The sequence below is a fragment of the Cupriavidus sp. BIC8F genome (assembly GCF_032465815.1).
Taxonomy (GTDB): domain Bacteria; phylum Pseudomonadota; class Gammaproteobacteria; order Burkholderiales; family Burkholderiaceae; genus Cupriavidus; species Cupriavidus necator.
Genome location: NZ_CP136095.1, coordinates 2,850,776 through 2,868,523, shown reverse-complemented (window position 1 = coordinate 2,868,523; position 17,748 = coordinate 2,850,776). Strand labels below are relative to the sequence as shown.

Genomic DNA, 17,748 nt, shown 5'->3' with positions numbered 1-17,748 from the left:
TTGTGACGTGCCAAGAGATTGGGAATCCTAACGCTGCGTAACTCGCCTCCGCCCGTGCCATTGAGTTAGCCAGTGGGAGCGGGTGTCGCCTGTTTAGGCCGCCTTATCGCGGCGAATCGCCCGGATCTTGTCCCAAGCATGCCCGGGCTGGGGAATGTCGAGGTCGAAAACGGTTTCAAACGTGTCCGCGAGATGGTCCGCGCTGGTGATGCGGTGTTCGCTAACGCTGTTGGGCATCACGTTGCGCAAGCGATCGTTCTGCAGGGCGACATAGCCGTCCGCGGTATGACGCAGGACTGCCAGCGCGTTTGTGAACGGCGACCCGGCATTCCGCATCAACCAGGCATGCATGGCGGCCATGGCAGCCTCGTCGCTGTGGTCGGCCCGGAAGTCGAAGCTGTGCGCGATGCCATGCACATGATTGTTGAAGCGCAACCAGCCATCCTCCGTCGACATGATCGAAAAATCGAAGCCGCGCTGGCTGACCGGTCCGATATCAAGCGGCACGGGTTCGACGATGGCGTCGGCCACGCCGATGCCATTCACTGACGCACGGCCGCCGCTATAGAAACCGCGGTCAGCACGACCCCCGAGAGTCGGGTATAGGTAGCGGCGAGGAAGTCTGTCCCGACGGGTGCGGCAGAATAGGCGCGTGGCTCGAGTTCCTGCGCATAGGCCGGCATCGTGCAGCACCACAGGGCGAGCCACATCCACAAGGTGACCAGGGTACATCCAGGGCAGACCATGCCGACGGCCTCACGGATCAAAGTGCAGTGAGACAAACACGGGGCGCGTTGTTCCCGGCGAAGCACAAGTCTCGTGCGGCCATCATGCACACAAATGCCCCTAGCACCGGTAATAATTGCCAAGGAACCACTGTATTGGTAACGAGGTAGCCGATGGCGTAGGAGGTACGATGAGGATGCGGCTGGCAATCTGGCTTGTAGCCGTGGCCGTTTTGTGGTCCGGGGCGGCAGTCGCCGCCAGCTTCGGCAGCAAGGGCGGGCCCGATCCCGCGAACATCGACCATATTGCCGACCTTCTTCGCGAGGACCCCTACGATCTGGAGTTGCTGATCAGCTTCGGCACTTCCAAGGGCGGATCGGCCGGCCATATCGCCCTTGCGATTCGAGACGAAGTACCTGGTGACGATCTGGTCTACTCAGCCAATTTCTATGCCGACCGCGCACGCAGGCACGCAACAGGTTTCTACACGAAGGATCTGATGGTGGCCATTCCGAAGAAGGAGTACCTGTACAAGACGGTCTCCTCCGTCGCGCAGACTGCTTCGTTTGGCCTCGACTTTGGCGAGATCTACAAGCGCTCGATCATCGGCGTGCGCGTCTACGGCGTACCGGCGAGCGACAAGGCGGCCCTTGCGGCGTACTTCAAACGCATCAATGACGACTATCACCGGCGGGCCAGGAACACCGAGTATCACAGGGGCGAGATCAAGTACGATTACTTGCGCCTCAACTGCGCCAAGACCATCGGGGCTGCATTCAAGTTTGGTGCCAACTACAGGGACCTCGATGTCACCAGTGCCAGGGTTCTCTCCGGGCGGCGCGTGGTGGCGGCCGCCACGGCCAACATTCCCACCGAAATGGCGATGAAGCTCATCGAGGAGTGGGGCAAGCGCGGGTATGGCATGGATGTGGTGCTGTACAAGAAATATGGTGGCTCGTCCTATGTCGATCCTCACGAGGACGAAAAGGTGGCGTTCAAGGACTTGCCCAATCGTTTCCCATCGGTTTTGTCCCTGGACTTCCGCAGGGAAGAGGGGGCGTATCAGGACTTCGACAACCTGTTCGCGATGTACCTCCTCTATAACCTTGGCAAGTACAGCGTGCGTGTTAACGAACGTACGTTGCTGCTGGAGATCGAGAAGGAAAAGGACCCGATGACCTACCAGGAGGCGGCCAGACTTGCTAACCGGAGCGCCAGGTCAGACAGCGAAAATTTCCGCCGCCACCTTGAGTTCCGCCCGCGCGGTACACGGTTCGGGGAAACGCCGGACAACACGCACCTCTACAATTTCACTGACGACAGCGCCATGAAGATTCAGCCCAACAAGGATTGAGGAACTGAAGCCGCATGTGGATCTGCTGATGACCAGGTACTTTCCCGATGCGCATTTCTCGGATGAGCACCGCGTTGTTCGCCTTCGCCAGTTACAACGCGGGCCCTTTCAACATTGCGAAGATGCGCGCCGAGGCGGCTGCGAGCGGGCTGGATCCTGCCCACCCTCAAAACCGGCATCAAAGCACCTGGCCCCTGTCCTGGTTCGACGCTTAGTGGTCCCCACCTATCGGCAACCGCTCGGCTTCGAGGTCTGCGCGGCAGACTTCGACGTGAACAGCAAGCTGACAAGGCGCACGCAGAGTCCAATAGAATGGTCATTCTTCCAGCCAAACGTAGAAGAAATTTTTCTTATCTCATCGTCCGAAAAGATTCAGTTCTGTTGCGACCATGGCTGACGCTAGGGATGCTCTGCACAATTAGCCGGCGGATGTGCTTGCAATGAATCGTCGAGCCAGCGAGCGGCCATGAATGGAAGCCGTTAAAAAGGCCGGGACGGTTTCTGCCAGGGCCAAGACACACGGCGCTGGCCAATCCAAGGAAAATCTCGTTGAGCGAGCTCGTGAAGCTCTTGGTTCAAGAGAGCGACGCGCACTTGCACGACACTGTTTGCCCCCATACGACTCCAACGCATATGTTGGCTTTTACACATGCGGCGGCCAATGATTCGATTGATAGATGATTCGACAAAGCCGGTTGCGATTCGTAGGCCAACACGCTGTCGGGTTCGGTAGTCGATCAATGAATCGAGGTTGCTGTTAAGGTAGCAAACTAGAATAAGAAGCTTATCGCGGGCTTGTTCTGCTGCGCGGCTCAATTTCGGGTCAAGCTCCTTACGCAACTCAAGCAGACGAAATAACGTTTGAGCGAGGTTCTGCCAACGCACCGTCTGACCAGTCCGTCTGACCAGTCCAGACGTCACTGCGGAAACGAACAAAGGTCTCCCAAAGCTCGAACACTGATCCATCGGCCGTAAGGCGCCCATAGGCCATAGGCGCGATAGCTTGATCGTAAGCGCGAAATTCTCCGCACATAGCATCAGAAGCGCAGACGGCGCAGGATTGTGTCCACCATTTTTAGTGGACACAAGTCATGGGCCAGATCGATTTGGATTTCTTGCCGCTGCGGGCGATCAACGTCGGCGCCAACGGCAAGCGTAGCTTTGACAAGGGTGACAAGCGGCGGTTGGTTGAAGCTTGCCTGCGGCCAGGGGTATCGGTGGCCAGCATGGCAATCAAGGCCGGGGTGAACGCGAACCAGTTGCGCCGATGGATCGGGCAACACAAGGCGGAACAAAAGGTTGCTGCTGGCACGAGGGACGTCATCGAAAGTGCGCCGGCGGCGTTCGTTCCGGTGGTGGAAATTCACGGTGCCGGCCCGCAGGCCGAGCCCGGGCGGACAACTATGCCTGGGGCAGTGTCGGTGCCTGTGCGTGCGTTGCAACCGCCGGCGCCATTGCCGTCTCGGCTGGTGGCGCAGTTGCCCAACGGCGTGACGGTCGAGCTCCAATGCGGCGGGCAGGACGTCGCGCTGGTGAAGGCGATGATCGAAGCGTTGGGAGCGCGTTGATGTTCAAGCTCGACGCTGACCTGCAGGTCTACCTGCACCGCAATGCGGTGGATTTCCGCCTCGGGATCAATGGATTGGTTGCCCTGGTCGAGCAGTCGATGCAGCTCGATCCGTTTGCCCGTGCCGTCTACGCCTTTCATAACCGCCGGCGCAACCGGATCAAGCTCTTGCTGTGGGATCGCACCGGCTTCTGGCTCCTGATGAAGCGCTTGGAGGAAGACCACTTTGTGTGGCCACGGCGTCAGCAGGCGGTGATCGAGCTGACGACCGAGCAGTTGCACTGGCTGCTGGACGGTATCGACGTAGACGCCGTGCAGCGGCATCCGTCGCGCAAATATCAGCACACAGCTTGATGGTCGTTCGGTGTGACGTATACCCGAATGGGCGGCGGCTGCACTATCGTGTTCAGCATGAACGAACACGACCTCTCCCAATTGCCGCCGGCCGCCCAGGCCTATATCCGCGAACTCGAAGCGCGGGCTGCTGCCAACGCCCAGCACATCGCCGAGCTAAACGAGCGCATCAGGCTCCTTGAGGAACAGTTCCGCCTCGCGCAGTCCAAACGCTTCGCACCAAGCAGCGAGAAGCTCAAGGACCGCGTGTTCGACGAAGCCGAACAAATGGCCGCAGAGTCGGCCGACGACAATGAGGATAACGCGCTCGCGCTTCCGGACACGGGGTTGCCGGAGCCTGACAAGCCTGCAGGCCGCAAACGTGGTCGCAAGCCGCTGCCGGCGGAGTTGCCGCGCCAACGCATCGAATACGACCTGCCCGAGGACCAGAAGATCTGCTCCTGCTGCCAGGGCGCGATGCACCGCATGGGCGAGGAGGTCAGCGAGCAGTTGCACATCGAAGTCAAGGTCTCGGTGCTGCAGCACGTCCGCTTCAAATATGCGTGTCGGCACTGCGAGCGCAACGCCGAACGCACGCCGGTGCTGACTGCGCCGATGCCGGCGCAACCACTTCCAGGCAGCAATGCAAGCGCGGCTATGCTTGCGACGGTGACCACCGGCAAGTACGTGGATGGCACACCACTGTACCGTATGGAAGACGCACTGAGTCGCGCCGGCATTGAAGTTGGCCGCGGCACACTGGCCAACTGGATCATCCGGCCCGCGCAATTGCACTACAGTCGGCTGTACGAGGCGCTACGCCGCACGCTGCTGTCCCAGCCGCTCATCCACGGCGACGAAACGACGGTGCAGGTCCTGAAGGAAGAAGGCAAGACCCCGCAGAGTCAATCGTACATGTGGGTCTATCGCAGTGCCGAAGACAGCGAACAGCCGGTCGTACTGTTCGACTACCAGCCGGGGCGCGCTCAGGAATATCCGCGAGCGTTTCTCGCCGGCTATGAGGGCATGCTGATGACCGATGGTTACAGCGCGTGGCGCACGGTCAATGGCGTCACGCACTTCGGCTGTCTCGCCCATGCCAGGCGAGCGTTTGTCGACGCGCTCAAGGGCCAAAAGAAACCCGGTGGCCGCGCGCAGCACGCGCTCGAGTACTTCAAGGCTCTGTATCAGGTCGAGACGCTCGCCAAGGCAGACCTACCCGAAGGTGAAACGCGCATCGACTACACGTACCGGATGCGTCAGCAGCACAGCGTGCCGTTGCTCGAAGCGTTCAAGGCATGGCTGGACGAGCAGGCGCCGCAGGTACTGCCCGAGAGCCTGCTGGGCAAGGCGATCGCCTACACGCGAAACCAGTGGGAGTACCTGAGCCGCTACGTCACCGACGGGCAAGCGGCCGTGGACAACAACATCATCGAGCGCGACATCAGACCATTCTGTACGGGGAGGAAGTCGTGGATGTTCAGCGACACAGTCGCCGGCGCCAAGGCCAGCGCGATGGTCTATAGCCTGATGCTCACGTGCCGGGCTTGCGGCGTGGAGCCGTATGCCTATCTGCTACACGTGCTGACCGAATTGCCGCAGCGTGCCCCGGACGCGGACGTCACCGACCTGCTGCCGTTCAACTTCGCCAAACGCCAAAGCGCCGCTGCGCCCGCCGCCTGAACGACGACCGGCCGCAACCAAGGCGCTGATCGATCATATACGGCACTCGCCCGTTACACGGTAACGGGCGAGCATTACCGGCTCGCCTTGAAGTAGAGGTCCCATTGCTCTGAATCCGGATCGAGCCGGCGCACGATTGCTTCGTCGGCACGAACTATCAGCCGCTCCAGCATCTGACGCTTCGTTACCGCGTAACGGCGTGCCAGGCGCGCGAGCGCGAGATCCACCTCGCTACTCACCCACATGTCCAGCCGACGTTCTCCGTTGCCGTCCTTGCCCGCTGTCGCGCGTCTTGCCCGATAGGCCGCCTGCCGTTGGGCTGTCGTCTGCGCCATCCTGCACTCCTTAGTTACCCGGTAACGTTTCCATATTGCGTACGTTACCGGGTAACGGCTCGACTCAACAAGGTGTGCTGAAATGAGCGGTTACGCTTGATCGACGTGCCGCATCATTCGACCAATGTGGGCCCAGTCGAGTACCCATTCGGTATCGAACGGAAGGTTGTCAGCAACCCCGGCAAGATCCCGGGCGCCGTCAGTCACGACACAGACTTCGTCGGGATCGTTGTATCCGCTGTCCTCCAAAAAATTCATCATTTCTTCGTGCAGTCGCTTGGTGCGCGGCATGGCGGATGCCCAGACCCGTGGTTGTTTGCCACTCTGGTCCATAACCTGCTTGGCCTGCCGATAGGGCATTGTGGCGTCGAGTTCAGCATGCAGCCATCGCAGCTCCCCTGTGCTTGCTTGCTTAATGTAATTCTTGAGCGGCGACACATACCTCGATCGATCAGCACCACACTTGCAAGCTTGCCAGCGATCGCGACAGTAAAAGACCTTTCCCAGCGTAGTCTTCAGCTCGGAGGAGTGTCCGTCATGTACTCGACGGAGAGCGCCGCAGGCCTTACAAGCTTGCTGCGATGCGCAGTAGCGACTGACCTGCTCTTCGACGAATTCCTGTTGGACGCGGTTGACTAATGACTTGCCTTCAGTAAGGGACAAGCCGACGTCGCCGGAAGACGCGCAGTTGGCGCGGTGAAACCGCATCAACTCAACCCGTCTGACCGCAGTGGCATTGCCATCGTCGAACTCGAGAACGATCGTGCATCGCATGTCGGCTCTCCGTCTCTTTGATGCCGAGACGATACGCCGACGGCGGGCGGTATCCCAGGGTTGTTAACGGCTTCCTGCAACAGCAAGATCGAAACGACTTGGTGCTGGAACCTTTATAAGCTTGGCAACTTTAATGAGCTGCTTTGCAGAGCGTGCGCAACGCCCCACCGGCACATTGTTGCGCACTGAAAAGCCACGGTCGCATGAATGATGAGCGCGGGTCGCACGAATGATGATCTTCGACACTTCGACAGCGCTTTCCCCGGAGGGCGCCACTCAAAATGCAATTAATCGCCAAGAAGCAACCCCAACAAACGATGCTGCCAGCAGGAGAGGGGGACGCCGTCTGTGACGTCGCGCCGGGTTGATGCGAGTGTAGGCTCGGATCTAATTTCAAGATCGTGAAACTACTACTGTTCACCTTGCCAGAGGCTGGCTTGCCGCAGTCGCCGAGAAGCTGGAGGCGTTAACTCTTGTGGCCCCATCCAATCCGATGCCGTGCCTGCGTGGCCTCGTGCCGCGCATCCTCCTCGCTCTGCAGGTAGCCGCTCGTCGTCGAGAGCGACGAATGCCCAAAATTATCCTGCACGTAACGCAGGTCCACCTGCCGGTCGGTCATGTGCGAGCCGGCGGTGTGGCGCAGCCAGTGGGCCGAAGCACTGGCCAGCGATCGGCCTTCTCCTCCCAGTCGGACCCGAGCCCGCGCAGGCGCACGAATTCCATAGCTGCGCAGGGTTCTAATCAGTCCGAAGTGGCGGCGCGGACAGCAGGATCGGCCAGAACCTCGTCAAGCGCGCTTCGCAAACGACGGAACAGCGTTTCAAAGTCGGCTTCCGAATAGCACAATGCCGGCGCAAAGCCAAGGATGTTGTCCCCGAAGGCCCGGTAGATCAGGCCGTTTCGGTACCCTGCGGCGAACAGCTTGTCGGAAAGACCCAGGGCCGGGTCAAAGCGCTGCTTTGTCGATTTGTTGCTGACCAGTTCGAGTGCCCCAAGCAAGCCCAGGGAGCGAGCGTCGCCCACCAGCGGATGGTCCAGCATCTGCTTTAGGCCCTCCGCGAATGGCAGTGCGACGCGCTGGCCATTGGCCAGCAGTCCACCTTCCTGGTACAAGCGCAAGACCTCCAGCGCCACTGCGGCACTCACCGGGTGAGCGGAATAGGTCATGCCGTGTCCAATGGACTGGCCGGCCGGCGTTCCGTCCGCGATGCCGTTGTAGACCGCGTCGGACATCAGCACGGCGCCCATGGGCACGTAGCCAGCCGTCAGCCCCTTTGCCACCGTCATGAGGTCTGGCTGCACATCCTCGTGCTCGCACGCGAACATCGGACCGGTACGGCCGAAACCCGTAATGACCTCGTCGGCGACGAACAGAATGTCCAACTCCCGGCAGGCATCGCGCATTGCCTTGAGCCATCCGCGGGGCGGCACGATAACTCCGCCCGATCCTTGTACCGGTTCGCAGAAGAACGCGGCAACGTTCTCCGGGCCGAGTTCTTCGGCCTTCCTGCGCAGCGCAGCCACCGAAGCAGCAATAATCGCAGGCTCATCGGTTCCGTCAGGCTGACGGTACGGATAGGGAGAAGGAATGTAGTGTTGATTGGCGCGTGGCAGGTCGAAACCGTAGTGGAACGCGGGCAGGGCAGTCAGGCCGGCGCCGAACGACGACGATCCGTGATAGCCACGCTCCAGGGAAATGAAGTGCTTTTTTGTCGACCGGCCCGTGGCATTGAAGTAGGCCGTGATGTAGCGCACAGCCGAGTCCACTGCGTCGGAACCGCCCAACGTGAAATAGACATGGCGCAGAGAAGCGGGCGAGATCTCGACCAGCTTCGAGGCCAGCTCGATCGCTGGTTCGCTGCTGAAGTGAAAATAGCCGGTGGCATAAGGCAGCTCGCGCATTTGTCGTGCCGCCGCTTCCACCACGCTCTCCTGGCCATAGCCCACGTTGACGCACCATAGCCCGGCGAATGCATCCAGCAGTTCGTTTCCATCGGCATCGCGGACATAGGCACCCTTTCCGGACGTGAGGATCGTGGGTCCTCGTTGTTCATGAGTGCGCCAGGCCGATACGGGATGAATGAGGTGGGCGCGGTCCAGCGCGGCCAGGGCTTCGTGGGAATCAGAGTGCATGGGCAAGGGTCGGTGCGAGAAAGGTCGCAGTCAGCATATGCTGTTTCAAGAAGTAGTTGATGCCGCAATGCCACTGCGCAACGGGCGCCCGTCGCATAGTTCATGTTGATTCAGCAGAAAATGCCGTGGGCCGAAGGAAGTGATGTTCCCTGTCTTGGCCGCCTTTGTATTTCGGCGGGCGCGGCGGGACGTCCGCCGCGCCTGTGCCGGTATTACTTGGGAGCGTTCGTGGACGCGCCAATCGCATCACGCAGGATGGTCAAGGCCTCCGCGATGGTCTCCGGGGCGCTGTTCAACGGCGCCAGCAAGCGCACCGTGTTGCGATGCACACCGCACTTGATAACGAGCAGACCGCGCGTACGGCATTCGTCGATAACCGATTGCGCCAGCGTTGCATCCGGCTGGAAGGGGTCGCCGTCACGCACGAATTCCAGTGCGAGCATCGAGCCGATACCACGGACGGTGCCGATTGCCGGGAAGTCACGCGCGATGGCGTCGAGGCCGGAACGCAGCAGCTCGCCGGTCTGTTTTGACTTCTCGAGCAGCTTGTCCTGCTCGAAGACATCCAGCACTGCCAGCGCCGCGGCGCAGGCCAGCGGGTTGCCGGCGTAGGTACCACCAAGGCCGCCGGGCGCAGGGGCGTCCATGATCTCGGCACGTCCGACCACACCGGCCAGCGGAAGACCGCCGGCCAGGCTCTTTGCCACCGTCACGAGGTCCGGTTGAATGCCGGAGTGCTGGAAGCCAAACATCGTTCCCGTTCGGCCAAAGCCCGCCTGGATTTCATCCAGGATCAGCACGATGCCGTGACGCTTGGTCAGTTCACGGAGCGCCTGTAGGAACTCGGTACCCGCCGGCAGGAAACCGCCATCGCCCTGAACCGGTTCGAGAATCACAGCGGCAACGCGCTCGGGGGCGACTTGCGTGGCGAACAGATCTTCGAGCGCGCGGATTGCCGCAGCCGCGTCGAAGCCGCGATACGGATCCGGGTAGGGGGTGTGGTAGATGTCCGCTGCCAGGCCGAAATTCTGTTTGTACGGCGTGCTCATGCCCGTCAGCGTCGAACCCAGCAGCGTGCGGCCGTGGAAGCCGCCGCGGAAGGCGATGACGCCGGGCACATTGCGATAGGCCCGCGCAATCTTGATGGCGTTTTCCACCGCTTCTGCGCCTGTTGTCACGAACAGCGACTTGTAGGCCTCACTGCCGCCAACCAGCTTGTTCAGGCGCGCTGCCAGGTCCACGTACACGTCATAGCCAACAACTTGAAAGGCGGCATGCGTGACGCGGTTCAACTGGGTGCGCACAGCCTCGACGACCTTGGGATGATTGTGGCCAATGTTCTGGACACCGATACCGCCGACGAAATCGATATAGCGGCGACCCTCCACATCCCACAGGTAGGCACCCTCGGCCTTCTCTGCGAAGAGAGGATGGGCCGTGACCACTCCGTGGGGCACGTGTTTGCCGCGCTCGGCGATATAGGCTTGGTTGGTTTGGCTCATGCTAGATACCTCATTGAAGTTCGGCGACAGCGGCGTCGCGTTGTTTTGCGGGGGCAACAGATCGGTCAATAGGGGCAGTCGCTTCGGCTAGAACCTCGGCCAGATGGCGTGCATCGCGTCCGGATACCTTGCGAATCTGGGACCGGCAGCTGAAGCCGTCAGCCACCACCGTGGCGTCGGCGCCAAGGGCGTCAAGCTTAGGAAGAAGCGTGGTTTCGCCAATGTGACGAGAGACGGCTGCCGTCTTCTCGTGGTAGCCAAAGGCACCGGCCATACCGCAGCAGCCGGTGTTCATCACGTTCAGGCCCATGGCGCTCTCTGCGCTCGAACCACCGCATGCGCGCTGGTGGCAATGGGCATGTGCATGGACCTCCGTATCGGACTCAAGCCTGATGCCGGCGCGCTTGGCAAACTCGGCCATCGTCACGGTGAGACCCGCCAGCCTCTTCGCCCTGGAATCGTTGGGAAGCATTGCCAGCATTTCGTCGCGGAAGACCGACAGACAGCTTGGCTCCAGTACCAGAACGGGAACACCCGCTGCGATGGGATCTGCCAGCACGTCGAGCAGCTCGCGCAAATTGTTGCGGGCCTGGTCGAGAAGACCGACATCGTAGAAGGGGCGGCCGCAGCAGACGTGCCGTGAGCTAAGCCGTGCGCGCCAGCCGTGCCGCTCGATCACCTTCACGGCCGCCTCGATCACGTGTGGGGTGAAGCCGTTGTTGAAGCTGTCGGTCCAGACCACCACATCGCGCGGGCCAAACGATTCGTTGCGCGTGGTCTCCAGACGCCTTGCCGTATTGCTGCGACGGAATGCCGTGTCTGCCACAGGTGGGAGAGCAGCGCCCTCTGCCAGGCCGAACACTCGTCCAATCCTGCGCGAGAGACGGTTCTGCATGACGGCATTGAACGCGCCGCTGAATCGGGTGGCGACGGGCAGCCACTGTCCGAGTCGGCCGATCAATGCGTCCATCGGCGCGCGCATACGTCGCTGATAGTAGCGATAGAGGAATTCGCTTCGGTACTTTGGAATATCGACGTGGGTGGGGCAGTCGTTCTTGCAGCCTTTGCAGGAAAGGCAAAGGTCCATCGAGTCCTTCACGTCCTTTGCATCGCGCGTCTCGTCGATGATCTCGCCGTTAAGCATTTCAAAGAACATGCGTGCCCGCCCACGCGTGGCATATCGTTCCTCACGCGTGGCCTTGAAGCTGGGGCACATGGTGCCGCCGTCCAACGAACGGCACTTGCCCATCCCAATGCAGCGTTCGGTTTCACGGCCGTAGCCGGTGTTGGCACCGGCGCCCATGGGGTACGTGAACACGCTGGGGACCTCGCCGCGGCGATAGTCGGGACCCAGCCGGAGGTTGGCGTCGACCGGCATGGCGTCGATCAGCTTGCCGGGGTTCATCAGGCCGTGCGGGTCCCATAGGGCCTTGAACTCGCGGAACGCCTGCATAAGGCGTGGGCTGAACATGAGCGGAAGCAGCTCGCCCTTGGCCTGTCCGTCACCATGCTCGCCGGACAGGGAGCCCTTGTACTTGACCACCAGTGCTGCCGCCTCTTCCAGAAACTTGCGCCAGTCGCTTACGCCGGCCCTGGACCGAAGGTCGAAGGTGATGCGCGAGTGGATGCAACCATCGCCAAAATGGCCATACATATTGGTCTTGTAGCCATAGCGGGCGACCAGTGCAGAGAACTCCCGCAGGTACGGGCCGAGCAGGGACGGCTCGACCGCGGCATCTTCCCAGCCTACCGTGGGATCGGGCTGACCTGGTACGGTGGACAGCGAGGTAGCCGACGCTCCGGTTTCGCGAATGGCCCACAGTCGGCCCATCAGCCCGGCGTCTTCAACCAGTCGGACACTGGGCTTCTGGACAAATTTTGCTGCGGCCTCCGACGCATGGCGTGCCAGCCTGATGGCCTCGCTGCGTGCGCTCGCTCCGAACTCGATCATCAGCCAGGCATTCCCGACCGGAAGTTCGGCGATGTCGTCGAGCTTCAACCCCAGCTCCTTCAAGCCGCCGATGATGCCGGTGTCGAGGCCCTCCATGGCGATCGGGCCAAGCGGCAGCAACTCGGGCACGCAGTCTGCGGCGTCGAAGATCGACTCGAAGCCCAGCACCAGCAGGACCCGCTGCGGCAATCCTTCCACTAGCCGTGTTTCGGCACGCAGAACGGTGGCGCATGTACCTTCCGTGCCTACCAGTGCGCGCGCAATATTGAATCCGTTCTCGGGCAGCAGTTGGTCAAGGTTGTAGCCTGAGACGCGCCGCTTCAGACGGGGAAAGCCGACGCGAATGTCCTCGGCATAGCGATCGGCGAGATCACGCAGTCCTCGCACAATGCGGGCACGCTCGCCACCGGCGGCCAAGTGCTCGGCGTACGCGGCTTCGCTGGTGGCACCGACCCAGAAGCGAGCTCCGGTGGCCGTTATCACCTCCAGACGCTCGATGTTTTCGACGGTTTTTCCTGCCATGACCGAGTGGGCGCCGCAGGAGTTGTTGCCAATCATGCCGCCCAAGGTGCAACGGCTATGCGTGGCGGGATCCGGGCCGAACGTCAGACCGTGGTCAGCGGCAGCTTGTTTGAGCTGGTCGCAGATGACACCCGGCTGTACGCGACCAATGCGCGCTTCCGAGTCAATCGACTCAACGGCATGCAGGTATTTCGAGTGGTCGATACAGATCGCTGCATTGACCGACTGTCCGCTCATCGAGGTGCCTGCACCACGTGGCACCATTGCCACACCCAATTCGCCACAAGCGCGCACGGTAGTCTCAAGATCCGCCATGGTGCGGGGGATGACCACACCCAGCGGAACCTGCCGGTAATTCGAGGCTTCGGAGGCGTAGATGGCACGCGTCACCTGGTCGAATCGCAGCTCCGCCGTGGTCTCTGCTTCGAGGCGTTTGCGCAAGCGCAGCAGCAGGTTGAGATCGCGTGGCAGTGGGGAGGTGGCTTGTGTCATGGTTATTGCGGTTCGGCACGTTCGGCACCCGATGCGGCGGGGTGTGGCTCAGTATAGGGAGGCGGGCAGTGAAGCTTTGATCGAAATAGGGGGGCTGTTCAGCAGCGTATTTCGTTGTCCGACGACGAACAGCACATCCTTTTTCGTGCCGGCCGCGCCCAGTGAGTGCGGCGGTTTGGGGGCGAGAATGAAACAGGATGAGCCTGCGGCATCCGGAACCGCAGGCTCGAAGGCCTTCTGCTCAGTCGAGCTGGCCTTGGCAGACGTACTTGATGTGCATGTACTCCTCGAGGCCATAGCGCGATCCTTCACGGCCATAGCCGGAGTCCTTGATCCCGCCGAAAGGCGCCGCCTCCGCCGCGATGGCGCCTTCGTTGATACCAACGATGCCGGACTCGAGCGCGTCCGCCAGTCGCCAGATGCGCTTCACATCGTTCGAGTAGAAGTAAGCCGCGAGACCGAACGGCGTAGCATTGGCGGCGGCAACGACTTCCGCCTCGGTCGAAAAGCGCGTCACCGGAGCGACGGGCCCGAACGTCTCTTCGCACGAGCACTCCATCGTCGCATCAACATCCACGAGAACCGTCGGCGCGTAGTAGTTCGGTCCCGGGCAGCGGTCCGATCTGATCCGCTTGCCGCCCGCCACCACGTGGGCGCCGCGGCTGACTGCGTCATTGACGTGGCGCTCGATCTTATCCACGGCGCGAGCATTGATCATCGGGCCGATCTGGGCGGCCGGGTCTGTCGCGGGCGCCACGACGAGTGCGCTGACACGAGCTGCCAGCTTTTCCACGAAAGCATCGTGGACCTTGTCCTGCACGAAAATGCGGTTGGGACACACGCAGGTCTGACCGCCATTGCGGAACTTGGCAGCCATCAGTCCATCGACTGCTGCGTCGAGATCGGCGTCATCGAAGACAATGAACGGAGCGTTGCCGCCCAGTTCCAGCGAAAGCTTCTTGAGCGTGTCAGCAGAGCGGCGCGCCAGGTGCTTTCCCACCGGTGTCGAACCGGTGAACGTCATCTTGCGCACGCGAGGGTCGTCCAGCCAGACGTCAACCACTTCGGCGGCACGTTCGCGCGATGCGGTAACGATGTTCAGCACGCCAGGCGGTACGCCGGCCTGCTCTGCAAGCTTGACCAGCGCCAGCGAGGTAAGGGGCGTGTCTTCCGCGGGCTTGCAGACGACGGTGCAGCCTGCCGCGAGGGCCGGGGCAATCTTGCGGGCAATCATCGCTGCCGGGAAATTCCACGGGGTAATGGCAGCGATCACACCAACGGGCTCGCGCAGTGCAAACATGCGACGGCCGGGTACCGGCGCTGCGATGACATCGCCATCGGCACGCGTCGCTTCCTCGGCGAACCACTCGATGTAGCTGGCTGCGTACATGACCTCGCCCTTGCCCTCGGCAAGCGGCTTGCCTTGTTCGCGCGAGATCAGGCGGCCGAGGTCCTCTACGTGCGCGACAACAAGGTCATTCCAGCGTTTGATAATCTGCGCTCGTTGCTTGGCCGGTACCTTCTTCCACGTTGCAAACGCTGCATGGGCAACATCCACAGCGTGCGTGGCGTCCGCTGCGCCGCTGTCCGGCACGATGGCAAACACTTCGTCGGTCGCCGGGTCGCACACGTTCAGCGTGCGGCTATCCGCGGCGGCGCTCCATTCCGCGCCAATCAGATTGGCGCCAGGCAGAAGGCTGGTGTTCTGGATGGTCAAAGACATTTCATCTCTCCTAGGCAATAGGGGGCCGCTGCCACGCCGCGCAAATGCGCAGACATGGCGAAGCAGCGATTCGGGTATGAAGGAAGAAGCCGCGTCGGCGGCAGCTAGTGAGTTGCTGCGGCCGGGTTCTCACATGCCGAGCGGGCAGCGGCCAGATCGACCTCGTCGATCCACCCACGCCGCAATTCCGGTACGGAACGGGCAAGCAGGTCGTAGTACGGGTGATGTGGTCCGCGCTCGTAGTCCGCGTGTGCAACCTGTGTCAGCTTGCGGCCGTGCTGCATCACCACGATTTCGTCGCAGATCGCCCGCACAGTGTGCAAGTCGTGACTGATGAACAGGTACGACACCCCAAGTTCGCGGCGCAGCTCCGCCATCAGGTCGAGGATCGCCGCGCCGACGACAGTATCAAGCGCAGAAGTAATCTCGTCGCACAGGATCAGTTCTGGCTCTGCCGCAAGCGCGCGGGCCAGGTTGATACGCTGCTTCTGCCCCCCGGAGAGGCCGGCAGGAGTGCGGGCAGCAAGGCTGGCGGGAAGCCGAACCAGATCCAGCAGCTCCCGGATGCGTGCACTTTGCTTAGACCCGCGCAACCCATGGAAAAATTGCAAGGGACGGGCCAGGATTTCCTCGATGGTGTGTGACGGATTCAACGCAGTGTCAGCCATCTGGAACACGATCTGGATCCGGCGCAACGAGTCACGGCTGCGCTTATCCAGGGATGGCGGAAGCGGCTGTCCGTCGAACTTGATGCTTCCGGCGCATGGCGAAACCAGGCCTGCGATCGCCCGGGCCAACGTAGTTTTCCCCGAACCGGATTCGCCGATTACACCAATGGACTGGCCCCGGTGAAGTGTCAGATTGATGTTGTCGAGGATCTTCACTGCCGGTTGTCCTTTGGCGTCGACCGGCCCATATCCTGCGGACACTCCTTTGACTTCCAGTAGCACCGGGCTCGATCCCGCACTGCCGGGCCCACCGCTACGCTCTGCTGGTCGCGCAGCGGCTAGCAAGCTACGCGTGTAGTCATCTGCTGGCGCATGCAGGATCTGATCAGTCTCGCCAAGCTCGCGCATCTTGCCATCGCGAAGTACGAGGATGTGATCGGCTACTTGCGCCACAACGGCAAGGTCATGACTTACGTACACCGCAGTTGAGCGCCGCTCGCGCACTGCACGGCGAAATGCACGCAGTACTTCGACCTGCGTGGTGACATCGAGAGCCGTCGTCGGCTCATCGAGAATCACGAGATCCGGATCGGTGATAAGCGCCATGGCGGCCATCAAGCGCTGCAGTTGGCCTCCCGACACCTGATGGGGATAGCGCTCCCCAATTGTCTCGGGATCAGGCAATGCCAGTTCCCGGAAGAGATCGATGGCCTTGCGCTCAGCGCTGGCCCGGTCCATCAGCCGATGGATCAGCGCCGGCTCGACCACCTGGTCCATGATGGTCCGCGACGGATTGAAGGACGCTGCAGCGCTTTGCGCGATGTAAGTGATGGACCGGCCGCGCAATGCGCGTTGCTCGGATGGCGACAGCGACAGCACCTCGGTGTCGCCAACGCGGATGCTCCCGCCCGTGATCTCGCAACCCTGGCGCGCATAGCCCATCAGGGAAAGCGCCGTGGTGGTCTTTCCGGATCCCGATTCGCCAATCAGCGCGAGGACTTCGCCAGGAGCAATGTGGAAGTTGACCTCGTCAACAATGGTGGTGTCGCCTGCCGCGATGCGCAGATTCCTTACCTGTACTGACTTGCCCATTATTTTCCTCCGGCGCGTGCCGAGCGGCCCGGCAGGTTGTCGATGACAAGATTGACCGCGATCGTCAGGCTCGCGATCGCCAGGGCCGGTGCGATGACGGCCATGCTTCCGTCCGCGAGCGCGCCAATGTTTTCGCGCACGAGCGACCCCCAGTCGGCGTCGGGCGGCTGAATGCCGAGGCCCAGAAAGCTCAGGCTGGCAAGCAGAAGAACGACGTAGACAAAGCGCAGGCCAAGATCGGCCAGCATCGGTCCGAGAATGTTGGGAAGAATCTCCTTGCGCATGATGTAGGCAGTGCTTTCGCCTCGCGTCCGGGCGACTGTCACGTAGTCCATTGCATTGATGTTGACGGCAAGCGAACGGGCAATACGAAAGGCGCCAGGCACGTAGATGATCGCGGCGGTGACTGCGAGCATCCAGACCGAGGAGCCAAACGCCGCGACCATGATCAGCGCAAACATCTTGCTCGGAATGGCGGTCAACGTATCGAGACCTCGGCTCAGGGCCACATCGATCCACCGTCCGCTAACCGTGGCAAGCAGCGCCAGCGAGATGCCAATGCCACTCGCACACAGCGTCGAGACCAGCGCCACGCACACCGTGTAGCGTGCTCCCAGAATGACGCGCACCAGCATGTCACGACCGAGGTAGTCGGTGCCGAGCCAGTGTTGCACGCTCATCGGGGCGAATACCTGAACATCACCGGAAGGGGTGCCGTCGGTGGTGATCAGCATGGGGCCGATAATTGCCGCAACCAGCCAGGCCAGCAGCACCAGGGCGCCGAGCCAGCCCGCCGGACCAAGCCTTGGACAGCGGAGCCGGAAGCGTGATTCTGGTGGGGTCACGGACGAGTGCCGGGTGTGGGTATTTGTTGTCGTGGTCATGTTAATAAT

The 17,748-nt window shown here is 61.5% G+C and carries 12 protein-coding genes and 3 pseudogenes; 4 read left to right on the top strand and 11 right to left on the bottom strand.

The features are described from left to right. Positions 1–93 precede the first annotated feature (93 nt). On the bottom strand, positions 94–531 hold the full coding sequence (locus RS901_RS33370) for an arylamine N-acetyltransferase (protein ID WP_316154921.1): 438 nt from the start codon (positions 529–531) through the stop codon (positions 94–96). A gap of 385 nt (positions 532–916) precedes the next feature. Between RS901_RS33370 and RS901_RS33365 the strand changes: the two genes are divergently transcribed. Then, the gene (locus tag RS901_RS33365; protein ID WP_316154920.1) at positions 917–2,080 is read left to right on the top strand and encodes a hypothetical protein; all 1,164 of its coding nucleotides are present in this window, start codon (positions 917–919) and stop codon (positions 2,078–2,080) included. A 480-nt stretch (positions 2,081–2,560) separates the two neighbouring features. Here the strand turns inward: RS901_RS33365 and RS901_RS33360 are convergent. Then, positions 2,561–3,098, bottom strand: a pseudogene (locus RS901_RS33360) (ISKra4-like element ISBusp5 family transposase); the annotation flags it as partial. 73 nt (positions 3,099–3,171) lie between these two features. Here RS901_RS33360 and tnpA point away from each other — a divergent pair. From tnpA to tnpC, 3 genes are read left to right on the top strand one after another with little or no spacing between them, the layout of a single operon-like run. Then, positions 3,172–3,648 (top strand): IS66-like element accessory protein TnpA, encoded by a 477-nt coding sequence (tnpA, locus tag RS901_RS33355; RefSeq protein WP_316151030.1) that lies wholly within the window; start codon positions 3,172–3,174, stop codon positions 3,646–3,648. Beyond that, the gene (gene tnpB, locus RS901_RS33350; protein WP_316151029.1) at positions 3,648–4,001 is read left to right on the top strand and encodes an IS66 family insertion sequence element accessory protein TnpB; all 354 of its coding nucleotides are present in this window, start codon (positions 3,648–3,650) and stop codon (positions 3,999–4,001) included. Before tnpA ends, tnpB begins: the two co-directional genes overlap by 1 nt. A 57-nt stretch (positions 4,002–4,058) precedes the next feature. Beyond that, entirely contained in the window at positions 4,059–5,663 is a 1,605-nt protein-coding gene (gene tnpC, locus RS901_RS33345) for an IS66 family transposase (RefSeq protein ID WP_316151028.1), read from the top strand. 74 nt (positions 5,664–5,737) lie between these two features. Here the strand turns inward: tnpC and RS901_RS33340 are convergent, their stop codons facing one another. The 9 genes and pseudogenes from RS901_RS33340 to RS901_RS33300 form a co-directional block, all read right to left on the bottom strand. After that, complete coding sequence (locus tag RS901_RS33340; protein ID WP_316151027.1) at positions 5,738–5,998, bottom strand: hypothetical protein; 261 nt, start codon at positions 5,996–5,998, stop codon at positions 5,738–5,740. A 93-nt stretch (positions 5,999–6,091) separates the two neighbouring features. Next, positions 6,092–6,772: pseudogene (locus tag RS901_RS33335) on the bottom strand (ISKra4-like element ISBusp5 family transposase); the annotation flags it as partial. A 466-nt stretch (positions 6,773–7,238) separates the two neighbouring features. Further along, positions 7,239–7,489: pseudogene (locus RS901_RS33330) on the bottom strand (tyrosine-type recombinase/integrase); the annotation flags it as partial. 24 nt (positions 7,490–7,513) lie between these two features. Further along, positions 7,514–8,905, bottom strand: coding sequence for an aspartate aminotransferase family protein (locus RS901_RS33325; protein ID WP_316154919.1), 1,392 nt, complete (start codon positions 8,903–8,905; stop codon positions 7,514–7,516). A 212-nt stretch (positions 8,906–9,117) separates the two neighbouring features. Further along, complete coding sequence (gene gabT, locus RS901_RS33320) at positions 9,118–10,407, bottom strand: 4-aminobutyrate--2-oxoglutarate transaminase (protein ID WP_316154918.1); 1,290 nt, start codon at positions 10,405–10,407, stop codon at positions 9,118–9,120. A gap of 10 nt (positions 10,408–10,417) precedes the next feature. Further along, positions 10,418–13,372, bottom strand: a complete 2,955-nt coding sequence (locus RS901_RS33315) for an FAD-binding and (Fe-S)-binding domain-containing protein (protein WP_316154917.1) — start codon at positions 13,370–13,372, stop codon at positions 10,418–10,420. Between the two features lie 241 nt (positions 13,373–13,613). Then, positions 13,614–15,095 (bottom strand): NAD-dependent succinate-semialdehyde dehydrogenase, encoded by a 1,482-nt coding sequence (locus tag RS901_RS33310; protein WP_316154916.1) that lies wholly within the window; start codon positions 15,093–15,095, stop codon positions 13,614–13,616. A gap of 104 nt (positions 15,096–15,199) precedes the next feature. Then, on the bottom strand, positions 15,200–16,855 hold the full coding sequence (locus tag RS901_RS33305; protein WP_316154915.1) for an ABC transporter ATP-binding protein: 1,656 nt from the start codon (positions 16,853–16,855) through the stop codon (positions 15,200–15,202). Beyond that, complete coding sequence (locus RS901_RS33300; protein WP_316154914.1) at positions 16,855–17,739, bottom strand: ABC transporter permease; 885 nt, start codon at positions 17,737–17,739, stop codon at positions 16,855–16,857. The genes RS901_RS33305 and RS901_RS33300 overlap by 1 nt, the downstream gene beginning before the upstream one ends. Between the last annotated feature and the right edge of the window lie 9 nt (positions 17,740–17,748).